This is a genomic window from Hymenobacter rigui (assembly GCF_003944715.1).
GTDB classification, from domain to species: Bacteria; Bacteroidota; Bacteroidia; order Cytophagales; family Hymenobacteraceae; genus Hymenobacter; species Hymenobacter rigui.
Genome location: NZ_RWIT01000024.1, coordinates 13,716 through 30,136, shown reverse-complemented (window position 1 = coordinate 30,136; position 16,421 = coordinate 13,716). Strand labels below are relative to the sequence as shown.

The following is a 16,421-nucleotide window of genomic DNA, read 5'->3' as shown; positions in this document are numbered from 1 at the left end:
AGTTACCGAGCCACGCTCCCCTTCTGATAAGCTGCCCGCTGCCATTGGTGACTCCTGCGCAGCAACCGGCCGGTTCTTTCCCCGAAAGAACAGCCTCCCCCTTTTCCTTCCAGCAGTTGTGCCCGCCCGACTTTCCGATGCCCGACATCTGGAAGTGGCAGGGTGCGGGACCGATTGATTTAGTTTCTTTCTCTCCCGTTTGGCTTACCTCATTGTTCGGCTGGAATAGACCCTCGGTATTCGGTTCTGTTCCAGCCGAAATTGTATCCGGACGGTTGCAAGGCCTTTGCCACAAGGGTTACTCTAACCAAGGCTAAAATATGCTTCTTCAGAAACCTCCTTTCCGTTGTGAAACTAGGCAAGCAATTGATGAGCTGGCAAAGGAGTTGAACTTGCCCAATGAGCCGCATATGCAGGACTGGTCATGGGAAGTGGCAAATCCACTTGATATTGACAAATACGTTCAGCACTACCTCTCCTTGACCGACGAGGATAAGAAGTTTGCCTTGATGGAAATCATTATTCAAGCGGTAGAGAATCAAGAAAAAACGGTGGAATTCTCAAAATGCTGGGGAGTTCTGGAGCCAATCTTAAAAGAGAATTTCTCCTTACATAAGTGGAGCATATGGTACTGGTCATTTTTCGAAACTGATGATTTAGCCAACTGCTGGCTTATTGCGCCTTTCATGCGTGAAGTTTGGTATAGTGCCAATGGCTTTTTCGATAAGTCATCTATTGGTTAGAAACTCACTGACAACACAGGTCTTTTTCACCTTACCTAAATGTCCAAAACAGTAAAACTCGTCCTCGAAGACGGTACTGAAATCCAGGGCCAGTCGTTCGGCGCCTTCACCTCCGCCGCGGGCGAGGTGGTATTCAGCACGGCCATGACCGGCTACCCCGAAAACCTCACCGACCCGTCCTTTGCCGGGCAGATTCTGGTGCTGACCTACCCTATGGTGGGCAACTACGGGGTGCCGGGTGAGGAGCTGTACGAGTCGATTTCGAAGATTTTCGAGTCGGACAAGATTCACATTGCCGGCCTGGTGGTGAACTACTACTCCGAGGAGCACAGCCACTGGAACGCCGCCAAGAGCCTGGGCGACTGGCTGGCGGAGTACAACATCCCCGGCATCTTCGGGGTGGATACCCGCATGCTCACCAAGAAGCTGCGCGAGAAGGGGGCCATGCTCGGCAAGATTGTGGCTGAGCGGGACGTGCCGCTGCACGACCCCAACCTGGAAAACCTGGTGGCCCAGGTGAGCCCCCAGGGCGTGCAACACTACGGCACGGGCCAGCACAAGATTGTGCTGGTGGACTGCGGCACCAAAACCAACATTATCCGCTGCTTCCTGGAGCGCGACGTGGAGCTGATCCGGGTGCCTTGGGACTACGACTTCACCCAGCTCGATTACGACGGCCTGTTCCTGAGCAACGGCCCCGGCGACCCGAAAATGTGCACCGCCACCATCGGCCACCTGCAAACTGCCCTGACGCAGGACAAACCCATCTTCGGCATCTGCCTGGGCTCCCAGCTCATGGGCCTGGCCGCGGGGGGCGACACGTTCAAGCTGAAATACGGCCACCGCAGCCACAACCAACCGGTAAAGCTCACGGGTACTCAGCGCAGCTACATCACCAGCCAGAACCACGGCTTCGCGGTGGACACCGCCACGCTGCCAGCCGAGTGGGACATGCTGTTCGAAAACCTCAACGATGGCACCTGCGAAGGCATCAAGCACAAAACCAAGCCGTTCTTCTCCACCCAGTTCCACCCCGAAGCCGCCGGCGGCCCCCAGGACACGGAGTTCCTGTTCGACCAGTTTCTGGACTCCGTGAAGGAGTACAAGAGCGGTAAATAACGGCCCGTCGGCGGGCTACGCGTTGCTTCCTTTCTCTTCCGGGCCTGGAGCCTGCTAATCTGCTGCGTGCATGAAAGTGAAAGATACCGGTATTCCAACCTGGGTGTACCTGCTGCTTGGGCTGGTGGCCTTCGTCATTTACTATGGCAGCAAGCAGCTGACGGGCGAGGACATGATGCGCTTTGCGCTGGGTAAACAGTCGGAGGTGGTGCTCTCGGCCATGGGGCGCGGGCCGGTGTCGCCGCGCATCCTGCGCCGCACCGGCAAGATTCTGCACCGGAAATTCAAAGCCGGTAAGCCCGGGCCCAAGCAGGATTCACTCACGTTCTACCTCACGCTGCAGGGCGAGAAGGCCACCGCCACCGTCCGGGCCCGCATGCAGCGCCTGCCCTCGGGTACCTGGAAAATCACCAAAAGCGACACGGTGTATTCCAACTAATCGTCCAACGCCTTTCACCACACTCATCAACCACCAATCGTCTGGCCCCTGCCCTCTACCGGGGGGAGGAGGCCGGGGGGCTCACCACATGAACAAACCCAACAAAGTTCTCATCCTTGGTTCCGGCGCGCTCAAAATTGGCGAGGCCGGGGAGTTCGACTATTCCGGTTCGCAGGCCCTCAAGGCGCTGAAGGAGGAGGGCATCCGCACCATCCTCATCAACCCCAACATTGCCACCGTGCAGACGTCGGACAACATTGCCGACGACGTGTACTTCCTGCCCGTGACGCCTTTCTTCGTGGAGGAAGTTATCAAGAAGGAGCAGCCCGACGGGATTCTGGTGGCCTTTGGCGGCCAGACGGCCCTGAACTGCGCCGTGGCTTTGTACCGCGCCGGGGTGTTTGAGAAATACAACGTGCAGGTGCTGGGTACGCCCGTGCAGGCCATCATCGACACCGAGGACCGGGACATCTTCAAGGAGAAGCTCGACCAGATTGGCGTGCTCTCGGCCCGCAGCGTGGCCGTAACCAACATGGACGACGCGCTGGCGGCGGCCGAGAAAATCGGCTTCCCCATCATCGTGCGGGCGGCGTTTGCGCTGGGCGGCCTGGGCAGCGGCTTCGCCAACAACATGGAAGAGCTGCGCGCTTTGGCCCAGAAATCCTTCACCACCTCCGACCAGATTCTGGTGGAGGAGTCGTTGAAGGGCTGGAAGGAAGTGGAGTACGAAGTGGTGCGGGATGCCTACGACAACTGCATCACCGTCTGCAACATGGAGAACTTCGACCCCATCGGTATCCACACCGGGGAGAGCATCGTGGTGGCTCCGTCGCAGACGCTCAGCAACCGGGAGTACCATAAGCTGCGCAGCATCGGCATCAAAACCATCCGCCACCTGGGCATCGTGGGCGAGTGCAACATTCAGTACGCGCTGGACCCCGTGTCGGAGGATTACCGCGTGATTGAGGTGAACGCGCGCCTGTCGCGCTCCTCGGCGCTGGCCTCCAAGGCTACGGGCTACCCGCTGGCGTTTGTGGCCGCCAAGCTGAGCCTGGGCTACTCGCTGGCCGAGCTGAAAAACAGCGTGACGCAGACCACCTCGGCCTTCTTCGAGCCGGCCCTCGACTACGTGGTGGTGAAGCTGCCGCGCTGGGATTTGGGCAAGTTTTCGGGCGTGAACCGGCAGATTGGCTCGGCCATGAAGAGCGTGGGCGAGGTAATGGCCATCGGCAAGTCGTTCGAGGAAGCCATCCAGAAGGGCCTGCGGATGCTGGATACCGGCAAGCGCGGCTTCGTGGCCAACAAGCTCGAGCAGGTGGACAACGCCACCATCGACCAGCTGCTGAGCGAGCCGAACGAGGAGCGCATCTTCGCCATCAACCTGGCCTTCGAGGCCGGCTACACAATCCAGCAGGTTCACGATCTGACCAAGATTGACCTGTGGTTCCTGCAGCGCCTGCTCACCATTTTTGAGCTGGGCAACCAGCTGGCCGCCCGCCGCGGCAGCGGCGTGGATGCGCTGGAAACCAGCCTGCTGCGCGACGCGAAAAAGGCCGGTTTCTCGGACCAGCAGATTGCCGTGAAGCTGCTGGGTGAGGGCGACGTGAAAGCCGACGAGCTGCTGGTGCGCGCCCGCCGCAAGGCCCTGGGCGTGCTGCCCGTCATCAAGCAGATTGACACGCTGGCGGCCGAATTCCCGGCCAAAACCAACTACCTCTACAGCACCTACCACGGCACCGAAAACGACCTGGAGCCGGAAGCCGACAAATCCATTGCCGTTCTGGGCTCGGGCGTGTACCGCATCGGCTCGTCGGTAGAGTTTGACTGGTGCGGCGTGAATGCCGTGCAGACGGCTGCCGAGGAAGGCTACAAAACCATCATCATCAACTACAACCCCGAAACCGTTTCCACCGACTACGACGTGTCGGACCGGCTGTATTTCGAGGAGCTGAGCTTCGAGCGGGTGATGGACATTCTGGAGTTCGAGCAGCCCGAGGGCGTGATTCTGAGCACCGGCGGCCAGATTCCGAACAACCTCGCCACCCGCCTGGCCGACGCCAACGCGCCCATCCTGGGCACCGCCCCGGCCCGCATCGATGAGGCCGAAAACCGCCACAAGTTCAGCAGCATCATGGACGAGCTGGGTATTGCCCAGCCCCGCTGGAAGGAGCTGACCTCGCTCGACGCCATGTTTGAGTTCGTGAACGAAGTGGGCTACCCGGTGCTCATCCGGCCGAGCTACGTGCTGTCGGGTGCGGCCATGAACGTGGTGTCCAATGCCTTCGAGATGGAAGCCTTCCTGCAGGCCGCCGCCGAGGTAAGCGCCGAATACCCGGTGGTAGTATCGGAGTTTATGCAGGAGGCCAAGGAAATTGAGCTGGACGCGGTGGCCGACAAGGGCGAAATCGTGAGCTACGCCATTTCTGAGCACGTCGAGTTTGCCGGCGTGCACTCCGGCGACGCCACCATGTACTACCCGCCCCAGCGCGTGTACGTGGGCACGGTGCGCAAGCTCAAAATCATTGCCGAGAAGATTGCCAAGCGCTTCCAGATCAGCGGGCCGTTCAACATCCAGTTCCTGGAGAAAAACCGCGAAATCCGGGTAATTGAGTGCAATATCCGCGCCTCGCGCTCCTTCCCGTTCGTGAGCAAAGTGTCGGGCAACAACCTGATTAAAAAGGCCACCCAGGTGCTGCTGGGCAAGGACGTAACCCGCGACGAGAGCGAGCGGGTGTACGATTTGCCCTTCGTGGGCGTGAAGGCCCCGCAGTTCTCCTTCACCCGCCTGCCCGGCGCCGACCCGGTGCTGCGCGTGGACATGGTGAGCACCGGCGAAGTAGGCTGCCTGGGCGACACCGCCGAGGAAGCTTTATTGAAGTCGATGCTGAGCGTGGGCTACAAGATTCCGCAGAAAACCGTGCTGATTTCCGGCGGCCCCATCAAATCGAAAGTCACGCTGCTTTCGGCCGTGGAGCTGCTGGTGCAGAAGGGCTACCAGATTTACGCCACCCAAGGCACCCACCGCTTCTTCGCCGAAAACAGCGTGCCCAGCAGCCTGCTCTTCTGGCCCGATGAAATGCAGGAGCCTAACGTGCTGACCTACCTCAAGGAGAAGAAAATCGACCTGGTCATCAACATCCCCAAAAACCTCTCGAAGGGCGAGCTGGACAACGACTACAAGATCCGCCGCACGGCCATCGACTTCGGTGTTCCGCTGCTCACCAACGCCCGCTTGGCCAAAGCATTCATCCAGGCCTTCTGCCGGCTGGAAATGAAGGATCTGAAGATCAAGAGCTGGAACGAGTACAAGGCGATGTAAATAGTAGAGCGAGAGACAGAAAAGAACGTCATGCTGAGCGAAGCGGAGCGGAGTCGAAGCATCTCTACCGCTTCGCTCAGCGTGTCGGGTTATTTTTAAAATACAAAATACCTTGTGAGCATGGGCAACACTACCAAGAAACAGCTTTTTGCCATCGTTATACTGGCTATTCTCAACTTTTTAGTTAGCACTTTTACGGTCGGAGATGGTCGTGACTTGGCAGGTCATGTCGTTGAGGGGCAAAGTGAGGCAATGCGCGGAGCAACAATCAGGACGTTGTTTCTTGGGATACAGCTGATAAGCTTCCTGCTAGGTTCATTGCTTGCTTTAGTTCCATACAAGGGAAAACCATACAAAGTGAAAGTGGTGCCCTTTTCTCTGACAATTGCCATTTGCCTACAGTTAGCTCTGTTGCTGATGGGGGTTGTCAAACTTTTTCTCTGATTAAGACAGACGTAGAATGTACGTCTATATCCTGACCAATACGACCAAAACCGTTCTGTACATCGGCGTCACTAACGACTTGGCCCGCCGCCTTTACGAGCACAGTCAGAGCCGCGGCGACACGGGCAAGTTCACCGGACGGTATCAGACCGACTTGCTGGTGTATTTCGAAGCCTGCCCGGATGCCATGCAGGCCATTGCCCGCGAGAAGCAGCTGAAAGGCTGGACGCGCAGCAAGAAAGACGCATTGATTTCAGCTTTCAATCCCAGCTGGAATCCTATTGATCTGGAAACTTTGAGCGACTGATTTGCTTGCGAAGCGGTAGAGATGCTTCGACAAGCTCAGCATGACGTTCTTTTAGCTTTCGGAACCAGGTTATTACCATACCCCCACATGAAAAATTTCACCTCCTTCGCCGACGCGGGCGACTATAAAGCCCTGTTGCAGCAAGCCCTGGAAATCAAGGCTAACCCATACGGCTACCAGCACGTGGGGCGCAACAAAACCGTTGGGCTCATCTTCTTTAACCCCAGTCTACGCACCCGGCTTAGCTCGGTGAAGGCGGCCTACAACCTAGGCGCGCAGGCCTGGGTGCTCAACGCCGGCGCCGACTCCTGGACGCTGGAAATGGCCGATGGCGCGGTGATGAACGGCGGCACCCAGGAGCACATCAAGGACGCCATTGCGGTGATGAGCCAGTACTGCGACGTGCTGGGCGTGCGCACCTTCCCCACGCTGAAAGACCGGGAGGCCGATTACAGCGAGGAAGTGTTCCGGAAAATCATGCAGTACGCCACCGTGCCCGTTATCAGTCTGGAAAGCGCCACGCTGCACCCGCTGCAGAGCTTCGCCGACCTGATTACGGTGGCCGAAACCAAGCGGAAGGAGCGGGTGAAAGTGGTGCTGACCTGGGCCCCGCACGTGCGCGCCCTGCCCCAGTGCGTGCCCAACTCGTTCTGCGACTGGTTTTCGGAAATCGACTGGGTGGATTTCGTCATCACCCACCCCGAGGGCTATGAGCTGGACCCCAAGTTCATGAAAGGGGCCCGCATCGAGTACGACCAAAAGAAGGCCCTGGCCGGGGCCGATTACGTGCAGGCCAAGAACTGGAGCAGCTACCAGCAGTACGGCCAGGTGCTCCAGAACGACCCCGCCTGGATGCTCACGCCCGAGCACATGGCCCTGACCGACGACGCCAAATTCCTGCACTGCCTGCCCGTGCGCCGCAACGTGGAAGTCTCGGACGCGGTGCTGGATGCGCCCGGCTCGCTCATCATTCAGGAAGCCGGCAACCGCACTATTTCCATGCAGACGGTCCTGCACGAGCTGCTGAAATAAAACCTGGTAAAGTGAGAAAAAAGGACGTCAACCTTACGGGGATAAGCGTGTAAAATATGGGCATTTGCGGCTAAAAGACAAGGCGTAGCGTTAAAGGCTCAGTCGATAGGTTCTCCGGCAGGGGAGCCGCCTGATTTTTTACCCTTCCATTTGACCTGCTATGAAAAAGTTTCTTGCCATTGCCGCCCTTCTCGTGACCGGTGCTACTGCTGCTAACGCTCAGACCAGCACCACCAACACGACGACCACCACCACGCAGCCGGCCACCACGGTGCCAATGCAGGGTCAGCCCATGCAAAGCCAGGGCACTATCAACCAGACGACCACTACAACTACGCCCATGTCGACCACGCCGGTACCGGCTACTACCACTACGGTAGAAACTCAGTCGACAACCAACGGCACGTATCGTCCGGCCACTACCACCACTTCGGATGTAAAGGCCAAAGACAAGCGGAAAAAATCTAAAATGAAAGCTGACAACTAGGAGGTTCTCCTAACCTGTCAGTTTTCTGGAACCGCCCCCGATACTCTACAGTATCGGGGGCGGTTTGCGTTATAGCAACAAGGCCAACTGCTTGCCTACGGTGTCATCGGGCGTTTCGAGGTTGGAGATGGAGGCCCCTAGCAGCCGGATGCCTTTGGGAGTGGGCAGGAGGGTAGTGAGCAGTTCCTGGGCCAGCTGTTCAAACGCTTCCTGACTGGTGAGCAAGCCAAACAGCGTGCGGCTGCGGGTAATCTGCTGGAAGTCGACGTACTTCACCTTCAGCGTAATGGTGCGGCCCCGTAAGCCGGTACGCTGGCAGTGGCCCCAGATGGATTCCAGGCACGGCTGCAGACCGGCCCGCAGTTCCTCCGGCGTCAGCAGATCCTGCTCGAACGTGGTTTCGGAGCCGATGGATTTGCGCAGCCGGTCGGGCACCACGGGGCGGTTGTCCTGGGCGCGGGCAATGCGGTAGTAGTGGGAGCCGGCTTTACCAAAGTGCTGGCGCAGAAATGGTTCGGTTTGCTGCCGTAAATCGAGGCCGGTGAAGATGCCCAGGCTGTTGAGCCGCGCCGCCGTGGCCGGCCCAATTCCGTGAAACTGCCCCACCGCCAGCTCTGCCACAAACTCCGGGCCCTGGCTGGGCTTGATGACGAACTGCCCGTTGGGCTTACGGTAATCAGACGCCAGCTTTGCCAGAAACTTATTGTAGCTGATGCCGGCCGAAGCCGTGAGCTGCGTTTTCTGCAGAATCTCGGCCCGAATCTGCTCGGCAATGCGCGTAGCCGACGCAATGCCCTTCAGGTTTTCGGTTACATCTAGGTAAGCCTCATCCAGCGACAAAGGCTCAATGAGCGGCGTGTACTCGGCGAAGATGCTGCGGATCTGCCGGGATACTTCCTTGTACACCTCAAACCGGGGCTTCACGAAAATTAGCCCCGGGCACTTGCGCAATGCGGTAGTGGAGGGCATGGCCGAGCGGACGCCGAACTGCCGGGCCTCGTAGCTGGCGGCGGCCACCACGCCCCGGGCCCGGGAGCCGCCCACGGCCACCGGCTTGCCGCGCAGCACAGGGTTGTCGCGCTGCTCCACGGAGGCGTAAAACGCATCCATGTCCAAGTGAATGATTTTGCGGGTTTCGGGAAAGTCCACGGCTGAGGAAATGCAGCCTTAAAGTTCGGCAGAGTGACCCAATTGTCCCAGGCCTGAAGTCCCGGTGACAATTGGCCGTCAGTCCTGCACTGGCTCCAGCGGAACCGGCTGAGGTGCGGCTTTGGGCTTCTGGCTGACGAGAAATACGCCCCCAAAAATCAGCAGGGCCTGCAGCGCCTTGGTGAGCGTAAGCGTGTCTTTGCCCGCGGCTACGGCAATAAGTACCGCCAGGGCCGGCTGTAGGTAGATGTAGGCTCCCAGCAGGGCGGGTGAAGCGTACTTCAGCGCCCAGTTATTAAGCAGATACGCCATAATAGTGAGGCAGATAACCATGTATGCAATAGCCGCCCAGATGCCCGGCGGGAAGCTGGCGTAGTCGGGTTGCTGGATTTGCTGCCAGCCGGCCGGCACCGCCAGAAATGCCCCCACCAGAAAAATGCGGGCCAGCACCGTAAACGGATGATACTTGCGCATCAGGGGCATGACCAGCACCAGGTACACACCAAACGCCGTGGCGTTGAGCAGAATAAACACGTTGCCCAACAGGCCATCCTGCCCGCCCGCCGCCACCGGCCCCCGACTCAGAATAATACTGGCCGCGCCCACGCCCGCCAGCCCGATGCCGGCCAGCCGCGGCAGCGTGAGCCGCTCGCCCAGCAGCACTACCGAGGCTAGTACCGTGACCACCGGCGCAATGGTTTGAATAAGCGAGGCGTTGATGGGGGAGGTGAGGTTCAGGCCCGAAAAGAACAGCAGCTGATTCAGCCCGATACCCAGCACCCCGCAGGCAATGGCCCGCAGGTTATCGGCACGGCCGATGATACGGTCCTGCGGGGCAATGAGGCGGCTGAGTACACCAAAAAACACCGCCGCCCCCACAATGCGCAGCAATACCAGTCCGAACGGCCCCATGTAGCGCGGCATCACGTCCTTGGAAATACTGTAGTTGGCGGCGTAAATCAGGGCCACGATAAATAAGGCGCTGTGCACCTTCACGGAATTCTTCATTGGAAACGAAGGTAGCAGCGCGAACTTTGTTATGCGCGTATAGCAGCTACTCTTCCATACGCGGACTACACAGTTCGTGCTATTTTCTGCCTTCATGTCCACTGGCTCCCTTTTCGATTCTGATTCTACGCCCGCTCCCCAGCCGTATGCGCCCCGCTCCGGTGCGCCGCTGGCGGAGCGGATGCGTCCTCAAACCCTGGCCGATTATGCCGGTCAGCAGCACCTGATTGGGCCGGAAGGAGTGCTGCGCCGCTACCTGAACGCGGGCCGGCTGCCCAGTCTCATTTTATGGGGGCCGCCGGGCGTGGGAAAAACCACGCTGGCCAATCTGCTGGCCCAGGAGCTGGGCAAGCCGTTTGCCTCACTCAGCGCCGTAAATGCCGGCGTGAAGGATGTGCGCGAAGTGATTGAGCGGGCCAAAAAGCAGCGCGGCACGGTGCTGTTCATTGATGAGATTCACCGCTTCAGCAAAAGCCAGCAGGATGCCTTGCTGGGGGCCGTGGAGCAGGGCATCGTTACGCTTATCGGGGCTACTACCGAAAATCCCTCGTTCGAGGTGATTCCGGCCGTACTGAGCCGGGCGCAGGTGTACGTGCTGGAATCATTGGGCAAGGATATCCTCACGGGCCTGGTAGATAAGGCGTTGGCTGAGGATAAAGTGCTGAAGCAGAAAAAAGTACGGGTGCAGGATTACAACGCCCTGCTCACCATTTCGGGCGGCGACGCGCGCAAGCTGCTGAACCTGCTGGAAATTGTGGTGGAAGCCAGCCGCCCTGATGCTACAACCGGCGAAATCGTCATTACCGATGAAGGCGTGCAGCAGCTGGCCCAGCAGCACCTGGCGCGCTACGATAAGGGTGGTGAAATGCACTACGACGTCATTTCAGCCTTTATCAAGAGCATCCGCGGCTCCGACCCCAACGCGGCCCTCTACTACCTGGCCGTGATGCTGGAAGGTGGTGAGGACGTGAAGTTCATTGCCCGTCGCCTGCTCATTCTGGCCTCTGAGGATGTGGGCCTGGCCAATCCCAATGCCCTGATGCTGGCTCAGAGCTGCTTCCAGGCCGTAACGGTCATTGGTATGCCGGAGTCGGATATTATTCTGGGGCAGACAGTGGTGTACCTGGCCACCTCGCCCAAGAGCAATGCCAGCTACAAAGCCATCCGGGAGGCGCGGGCCTTGGTGCGCCAGCAGGGCGTGCAGCCAGTACCTATTCCGCTGCGCAACGCGCCCACCAAGCTGATGAAAGAGCTGGGCTACGGCAACCAGTATCAGTATTCTCACGACTACCCCGGTAACTTCGCCTACCAGGAATTTATGCCCGAAGCCCTCAGCGGCACCACGTTCTACCACCCCGGCCAGAACCCCGCCGAGATCAAAGCCCAGGAGCGCCTGCGCCAGCTCTGGGGCGAGAAATACGGGTATTAAATCAGATTATCTCTCAAGCAGAAATATGAAAGAACTTCTAATACTTATTATCTCTTTGCTTTGCTCACTACCATTACCAGCTCAAACGAACAAAGTAGTTTGTCAAAAGTATAGAGGTGCCCACAGCCGAATTCTTGTTCTTGAGAAGAAAGGAACTGTAGACAGTATTCTTGCCTTAGTTTCAGGGCGTATTGTTTCGCTGAGCTCTGCGAAAAAAGCTTACAAGTCTGATATGGTTGCTAAACAATGGGTTATTGAGGCTCGCAATACAGCAACAAACTCTACTCAGCGGATAACAACAAACGAGTTGGGTGATTATAATCTATGGCTTAGAGAAGGTTCTTATCGATTTACTGTCAGTGGTATAGGCTTTCCCGCAACTACTTTTAAACTCATTACTGTGTCCAAGGGCACTTTATGGCAAGTTGATTTGGGAATAGGAACAGGTAAAGTCTGGATAAGAGAATAAGAACACAGGGCGAGTTGAATTTCTGTAGATCATCTACTCTCTCAGGCGTTTTAAGTCCCGTTCCACCTCCAAACCGGGCTGTTGGTTGAATACCCGGCTATGGGCGCGAAAAGCGGCTACTTTTGCTTCAGATACTTAATCTGCTACTTCCATGAGACAATTTTTCAAGTACGTACTGGCCACCCTCACCGGCCTCGTACTGTTTGCCGGGGTTGGCCTGCTGGTACTGGTCCTCATCATTGCCGCCGCCGCTTCCTCCGATAAAGAAGTAACCGTCGCCAGCAACTCCGTGCTGGAGCTTACCCTGGATAAGCCCATCGGGGAGCGGGAGTTTACCAATCCGCTGTCGGGTTTTACGGGCGGGCAGAGCAGCACCATCGGGCTGGATGAGCTGAAGGCAGCTATCCGCCGGGCCAAAGGCGACAACGACATCAAAGGCATCTTCCTGAACCTGGAGCTGGTGCAGGGCGGTATGGCCTCTATGGAGGAAATCCGCAATGAGCTGCTGGACTTCAAAAAGGCTGGTAAGTTCATCGTGAGCTACACCGATGCGCAGTCGGAGAAGAGCTACTACCTGGCCTCGGTGGCCGACAAGCTGTATCTGAACCCCCAGGGTACGCTGGAGTTCAACGGTCTGTCGTCGGAGACGATGTACTACAAAAACCTGTTCGATAAGCTGGGCGTGCAGGCGCAGATTTTCCGCGTGGGCTCGTTCAAAAGCGCCGTGGAGCCGTTCTTCCGCACCAGCATGTCGGATTCGGCCCGCCTGCAGACGTCTTCATTCCTGAACTCGCTGAATAACTCCATGCTGGCCGAAGTGGCCGCTGCCCGCAAAATTACGCCGGCCCGCCTCAAGGTTATTTCTGACTCCATGCTGGTGCACAACGCCGATGACGCCAAGCGCCTCGGGCTGGTAACCGACCTGGGCTACTACGACCAGGCCACCGACTATATCAAGGGTAAGCTGGGCGTGGAGAAGGACGAAAAACTGAGCCTGATTGAACTGTCGGACTACAAAAAGTCGGCCGGTGATGACGAGGGTAGCACCAGCGGCAACCGCATTGCCGTAGTGTACGCCGAGGGCGACATTGTAACGGGTAAGGGCGGCAACGAAAGCATCGGTAGCACCCGCTTCGCCGAAGCCATCCGCAAGGCCCGCCTCGATAAGAACGTGAAAGCCGTGGTACTGCGCGTGAACTCGCCCGGTGGCTCTTCGCTGGCGTCCGATATCATTTACCGCGAGGTAATGCTGACCAAGAAAGTGAAGCCCATCATCTGCTCCATGTCGGACGTGGCGGCGTCGGGCGGCTACTTCATTGCCATGGGCTGCGACACCATTGTGGCTCACCCGACCACCATTACGGGTAGCATTGGGGTGTTTGGCGTGCTGCCGAATATTGAGCCCTTCCTGCGCGACAAAATCGGCATTACCACCGACCGGGTAACCACCGGTAAATTCTCGGATTTTCCTACCGTAACGCGCGCCCTCACGCCGTTTGAGCAGCAGCAGTTTCAGGCGGAAATCAACCGCATCTACGCCGACTTCACCACTAAAGCCGCCGCTGGCCGCAACATGCCGGTGGAGCGCCTGCGCCGCTTGGCCTCGGGCCGGGTATGGTCGGGCACCGAAGCCAAAGCCCGGGGCCTCGTGGACGTACTGGGCTCCATGGACGATGCCCTGCGCATTGCCGCCCGCCGTGCCAAGCTGAAGGAAGGCGACTACCGCATCCAGAAGCTGCCCCGCCAGAAGTCGTTTGCTGAAAACCTGTTCAGCTCATTCTCCGAGGAAGCCCGCCTGCGCATGGTGAAGGACGAAATGGGCCCGATGTACCCCATGTACCAGCAGTACAAGAAGCTCTCCGAAATGAAAGGCGCGCAAATGCGGATGCCGTTCGAGGTGAACGTGCAGTAACGGTTTTTGCTTCACGTAGAAAACCACCGGCGCAAGTCGGTGGTTTTTTGTTTTCACGCAATGGCCCGTTGAACGACGCTGTGCTTTCCACCGCGCAGCCATAGCGTGAAGCCGTACCTTGCACCAAAAAACTGATGATGAAAGAACTGAACGAAGCCGCCACCTACCTCCGCCACGCCCTGCTGGAATTCCGGCCCCAGGCGGGTATTATCCTGGGAACCGGGCTGGGCGCTTTGGCGCAGGAAGTTGAAGTACAGTACCGCTTCAGCTACGCCGATATTCCACACTTTCCGGTATCCACGGTGGAAAGCCACGCCGGCGAGCTGCTGGCCGGTACGCTGGCCGGCAAGCGGGTACTGGTGATGCGCGGCCGGTTTCACTATTATGAGGGCTACACCATGGAGCAGGTGGTATTTCCGGTGCGCGTAATGAAGCTGCTGGGCATTCAGCACCTGTTCGTGAGCAACGCCAGCGGCGGCCTCAACCCCGACTACAACTACTCCGACCTGATGCTGCTGGAAGACCACATCAACCTGCAGCCTACCAACCCGCTCATTGGCAAAAACCTGGATGAGCTGGGCCTGCGCTTCCCCGATATGATGGAGCCCTACAGCCTGAGTTTGCTGCAGCTGGCCGAGGAAGCCGCCCAAGAGCTGGACCTCACGCAGTATCTGCGTCGGGGCGTGTACGCCAGCCTGCCCGGCCCCATGCTGGAAACGCCCGCTGAGTACCGCTACCTGCGCACCATTGGGGCCGATGCCGTGGGCATGAGCACCGTGCCCGAGGTAATTGCCGCCGTACACATGGGGCTGCCGGTGCTGGCCGTATCCGTTATTACCGACCTGTGCGCCCCCGGTAAGCTCAAGAAGGTGGACATTGCCGACATTCTGCGCACGGCTGCCGTAGCCGAGCCTCGCCTCACGGCGCTGCTGCGCCGGGTACTGGAGAAGCTGTAATTCTCAAATACATCTTCATAAATCGAAGAGGCCCGCCACCAAGTGGTAGCGGGCCTCTTTTTATGTAAATCAGCTTGTTTACGCGCAATAGCCAAGGGCTATTTACAGTACACTGGTGAAGCGCCGCTCTTCGGTTTCTCCGCTTTTATTCACCCAGGCATAGCGCAACTCCTGGTTGGATACCTTGCCTACGTTGTAATCCTGCGCCGTGCCTTTGTGGTCCACCAGGTTCAGCAGCATTTTGCTTTCATCCAGCTTCCAAGTGCCGTTGAAGGTGGTGCCATCGGCCATGAGCGTCTGTACGTAGGTGCCATCGGCCTTGAACTGGATAGTGTACCGGTCCTTGATAGCGCTGCCGCTGCCTGCCGGCTGGTTGTTCAGGTACACGTCGTCGAGCCGCCACTTCTGGGCCATCTGGGCCGTTACCACCGACGTAGTAGCGGCGGGCTTAACGTCGTCTTTGGAGCAGCTGGAGGATATCCCGGATACGGCCAGCAATCCAAGAACAACAAAACTGAATCGATTCATAAAAAGAGAAAGAAATAGGGGGTAAGAAATGCAGTTGAAAGATAGTGCTTCTGTAAGAACTCTATACTTAAGAAGGCAGGCAGATTATCGGGAGCAGCAGCGCTTTGTACCGCAGGTTGGGTATAGTAGAGAGCCCGCCGTGGCGGCTGCGGTTGCATAATACGTATGCTGCCGCTATTTCAAAATCACCATGCGCCGATCATAGCTGAGTATCGTAAACACGCCGATTCCGCCTTCCACGGTGCTCTTGATGGCGGCGGGCTGACCGAAGGGGTTGCCATTGGCGTTGCGCGCATCCTGCACTGACTGCAAAAACCGGAAGTACGGCTGATCGATGTGGTAGAGCGAGACGAATAAGGTGTCGTTGGTGTCGAACTGGTAGCTGGTGCCCAGCGTAAATTCCTGGCCGTTGCTGAGGCGGTCCTCGGGAGTGTAGTCGATGGTGGGGGAGGTGGCCAACCGGCTCTTATGAATCTGCAGGCGGTAGTAGTCGGCGGTGGCGGCGGGGTCCTGGAAGCGGGTGAGTACGTAGGCCTTGCGGAACTCGCCCTGCTTGTCGTTGAATTTCCATTCCACCGTATCAATGGGCACGGTGGCGGGCATGGTGGCCGAGCCCGTCACGCGGCGGCCCTGCGAGTCGGTGAGTTCCAGGCCAAACGTCTGGCCGGGCAGGGCCGTGAGCCGGCGGCTGCCGGTGTGGGTGTACACTTTGCCGGTGCGCCGGTCGGTGCCGGGGCTGAAAGGCAGCTCCAGGCGCTGTCCGTTGGGCAGCGTCAGCACGGCTTTCACATCGGTGGGCACCTGCGGGGTAGGCGTGGCCAAGTACGGCACCGATTCCGACACGGTAAGGCGCGGCACCTGCCCGTTTTCGAGGTAGCCCTCCACCACCAGCTGAGGCGGGTAATCGGGCAATACCACGTCCACGTCCTTCTGCAGCCCGCAGCCCGCCAGCAGCCCCGCGAGCAGCGTCCCCGCGGCCCACCGGCCCACAGCGCCCCGCCGGCTGCCCAACGGGTTCGGCTGAGCCTCATGCCCAAATGCCAAAACCAAAATCCGCGTAATCTGAGAAATCTGCATACT

At 58.4% G+C, this 16,421-nt stretch carries 16 protein-coding genes; 12 read left to right on the top strand and 4 right to left on the bottom strand.

Translation table 11 applies throughout. The features are described from left to right. Positions 1-320: 320 nt before the first annotated feature. From EI291_RS21970 to EI291_RS21935, 8 genes are all read left to right on the top strand, one after another. Complete coding sequence (locus EI291_RS21970; RefSeq protein WP_125424439.1) at positions 321-743, top strand: hypothetical protein; 423 nt, start codon at positions 321-323, stop codon at positions 741-743. 39 nt (positions 744-782) lie between these two features. After that, the gene (carA, locus tag EI291_RS21965; protein WP_125424438.1) at positions 783-1,862 is read left to right on the top strand and encodes a glutamine-hydrolyzing carbamoyl-phosphate synthase small subunit; all 1,080 of its coding nucleotides are present in this window, start codon (positions 783-785) and stop codon (positions 1,860-1,862) included. Between the two features lie 70 nt (positions 1,863-1,932). Then, positions 1,933-2,301, top strand: a complete 369-nt coding sequence (locus tag EI291_RS21960; protein WP_125424437.1) for a hypothetical protein — start codon at positions 1,933-1,935, stop codon at positions 2,299-2,301. A gap of 88 nt (positions 2,302-2,389) precedes the next feature. After that, positions 2,390-5,620, top strand: a complete 3,231-nt coding sequence (gene carB, locus EI291_RS21955) for a carbamoyl-phosphate synthase (glutamine-hydrolyzing) large subunit (RefSeq protein ID WP_125424436.1) — start codon at positions 2,390-2,392, stop codon at positions 5,618-5,620. A 120-nt stretch (positions 5,621-5,740) separates the two neighbouring features. Then, a complete protein-coding gene (locus tag EI291_RS21950) occupies positions 5,741-6,064 on the top strand; it encodes a hypothetical protein (protein ID WP_125424435.1) in 324 nt (107 codons plus the stop codon). 16 nt (positions 6,065-6,080) lie between these two features. Further along, positions 6,081-6,371 (top strand): GIY-YIG nuclease family protein, encoded by a 291-nt coding sequence (locus EI291_RS21945; RefSeq protein WP_125424434.1) that lies wholly within the window; start codon positions 6,081-6,083, stop codon positions 6,369-6,371. An 87-nt stretch (positions 6,372-6,458) separates the two neighbouring features. Beyond that, complete coding sequence (locus EI291_RS21940; protein WP_125424433.1) at positions 6,459-7,403, top strand: N-acetylornithine carbamoyltransferase; 945 nt, start codon at positions 6,459-6,461, stop codon at positions 7,401-7,403. A gap of 160 nt (positions 7,404-7,563) precedes the next feature. Then, the gene (locus EI291_RS21935) at positions 7,564-7,890 is read left to right on the top strand and encodes a hypothetical protein (protein WP_125424432.1); all 327 of its coding nucleotides are present in this window, start codon (positions 7,564-7,566) and stop codon (positions 7,888-7,890) included. Between the two features lie 69 nt (positions 7,891-7,959). On the opposite strand, the gene dinB is transcribed toward EI291_RS21935, so the two are convergent. Then, positions 7,960-9,039, bottom strand: coding sequence for a DNA polymerase IV (dinB, locus tag EI291_RS21930; protein ID WP_125424431.1), 1,080 nt, complete (start codon positions 9,037-9,039; stop codon positions 7,960-7,962). A gap of 78 nt (positions 9,040-9,117) precedes the next feature. Then, positions 9,118-10,047, bottom strand: a complete 930-nt coding sequence (locus tag EI291_RS21925) for a DMT family transporter (RefSeq protein WP_125424430.1) — start codon at positions 10,045-10,047, stop codon at positions 9,118-9,120. Positions 10,048-10,228: 181 nt separating this feature from the next. On the opposite strand from EI291_RS21925, the gene EI291_RS21920 reads away from it, so the two are divergent. The 4 genes from EI291_RS21920 to EI291_RS21905 all read left to right on the top strand — a co-directional run bounded on the left by EI291_RS21920 (position 10,229) and on the right by EI291_RS21905 (position 14,813). Beyond that, a complete protein-coding gene (locus tag EI291_RS21920; RefSeq protein ID WP_125424459.1) occupies positions 10,229-11,476 on the top strand; it encodes a replication-associated recombination protein A in 1,248 nt (415 codons plus the stop codon). 25 nt (positions 11,477-11,501) lie between these two features. Then, positions 11,502-11,945, top strand: coding sequence for a carboxypeptidase-like regulatory domain-containing protein (locus tag EI291_RS21915; protein WP_125424429.1), 444 nt, complete (start codon positions 11,502-11,504; stop codon positions 11,943-11,945). 151 nt (positions 11,946-12,096) lie between these two features. Continuing rightward, positions 12,097-13,857 (top strand): signal peptide peptidase SppA, encoded by a 1,761-nt coding sequence (gene sppA, locus EI291_RS21910; RefSeq protein ID WP_125424428.1) that lies wholly within the window; start codon positions 12,097-12,099, stop codon positions 13,855-13,857. A 134-nt stretch (positions 13,858-13,991) separates the two neighbouring features. Further along, entirely contained in the window at positions 13,992-14,813 is an 822-nt protein-coding gene (locus EI291_RS21905; RefSeq protein WP_170172762.1) for a purine-nucleoside phosphorylase, read from the top strand. Between the two features lie 102 nt (positions 14,814-14,915). Here the strand turns inward: EI291_RS21905 and EI291_RS21900 are convergent, their stop codons facing one another. Both EI291_RS21900 and EI291_RS21895 read right to left on the bottom strand, forming a co-directional pair. After that, positions 14,916-15,341 carry a lipocalin-like domain-containing protein gene (locus tag EI291_RS21900; protein WP_125424427.1) on the bottom strand — a complete coding sequence of 142 codons (426 nt, stop codon included), beginning with the start codon at positions 15,339-15,341 and terminating at the stop codon, positions 14,916-14,918. Between the two features lie 174 nt (positions 15,342-15,515). Continuing rightward, complete coding sequence (locus EI291_RS21895) at positions 15,516-16,418, bottom strand: DUF4249 domain-containing protein (RefSeq protein WP_125424426.1); 903 nt, start codon at positions 16,416-16,418, stop codon at positions 15,516-15,518. Positions 16,419-16,421: the final 3 nt, after the last annotated feature.

Bases quoted from the DNA above. Each gene is read 5' to 3' on its own strand.
- EI291_RS21920 (WP_125424459.1), top strand. From the start codon at position 10,229: ATGCGTCCTCAAACCCTGGCCGATTATGCCGGTCAGCAGCACCTGATT.
- EI291_RS21895 (WP_125424426.1), bottom strand. From the start codon at position 16,418: ATGCAGATTTCTCAGATTACGCGGATTTTGGTTTTGGCATTTGGGCAT.
- carA (WP_125424438.1), top strand. From the start codon at position 783: ATGTCCAAAACAGTAAAACTCGTCCTCGAAGACGGTACTGAAATCCAG.
- EI291_RS21915 (WP_125424429.1), top strand. From the start codon at position 11,502: ATGAAAGAACTTCTAATACTTATTATCTCTTTGCTTTGCTCACTACCA.
- sppA (WP_125424428.1), top strand. From the start codon at position 12,097: ATGAGACAATTTTTCAAGTACGTACTGGCCACCCTCACCGGCCTCGTA.
- EI291_RS21970 (WP_125424439.1), top strand. From the start codon at position 321: ATGCTTCTTCAGAAACCTCCTTTCCGTTGTGAAACTAGGCAAGCAATT.
- EI291_RS21960 (WP_125424437.1), top strand. From the start codon at position 1,933: ATGAAAGTGAAAGATACCGGTATTCCAACCTGGGTGTACCTGCTGCTT.
- EI291_RS21900 (WP_125424427.1), bottom strand. From the start codon at position 15,341: ATGAATCGATTCAGTTTTGTTGTTCTTGGATTGCTGGCCGTATCCGGG.
- EI291_RS21945 (WP_125424434.1), top strand. From the start codon at position 6,081: ATGTACGTCTATATCCTGACCAATACGACCAAAACCGTTCTGTACATC.
- EI291_RS21950 (WP_125424435.1), top strand. From the start codon at position 5,741: ATGGGCAACACTACCAAGAAACAGCTTTTTGCCATCGTTATACTGGCT.
- carB (WP_125424436.1), top strand. From the start codon at position 2,390: ATGAACAAACCCAACAAAGTTCTCATCCTTGGTTCCGGCGCGCTCAAA.
- EI291_RS21925 (WP_125424430.1), bottom strand. From the start codon at position 10,047: ATGAAGAATTCCGTGAAGGTGCACAGCGCCTTATTTATCGTGGCCCTG.
- EI291_RS21935 (WP_125424432.1), top strand. From the start codon at position 7,564: ATGAAAAAGTTTCTTGCCATTGCCGCCCTTCTCGTGACCGGTGCTACT.
- EI291_RS21940 (WP_125424433.1), top strand. From the start codon at position 6,459: ATGAAAAATTTCACCTCCTTCGCCGACGCGGGCGACTATAAAGCCCTG.
- EI291_RS21905 (WP_170172762.1), top strand. From the start codon at position 13,992: ATGATGAAAGAACTGAACGAAGCCGCCACCTACCTCCGCCACGCCCTG.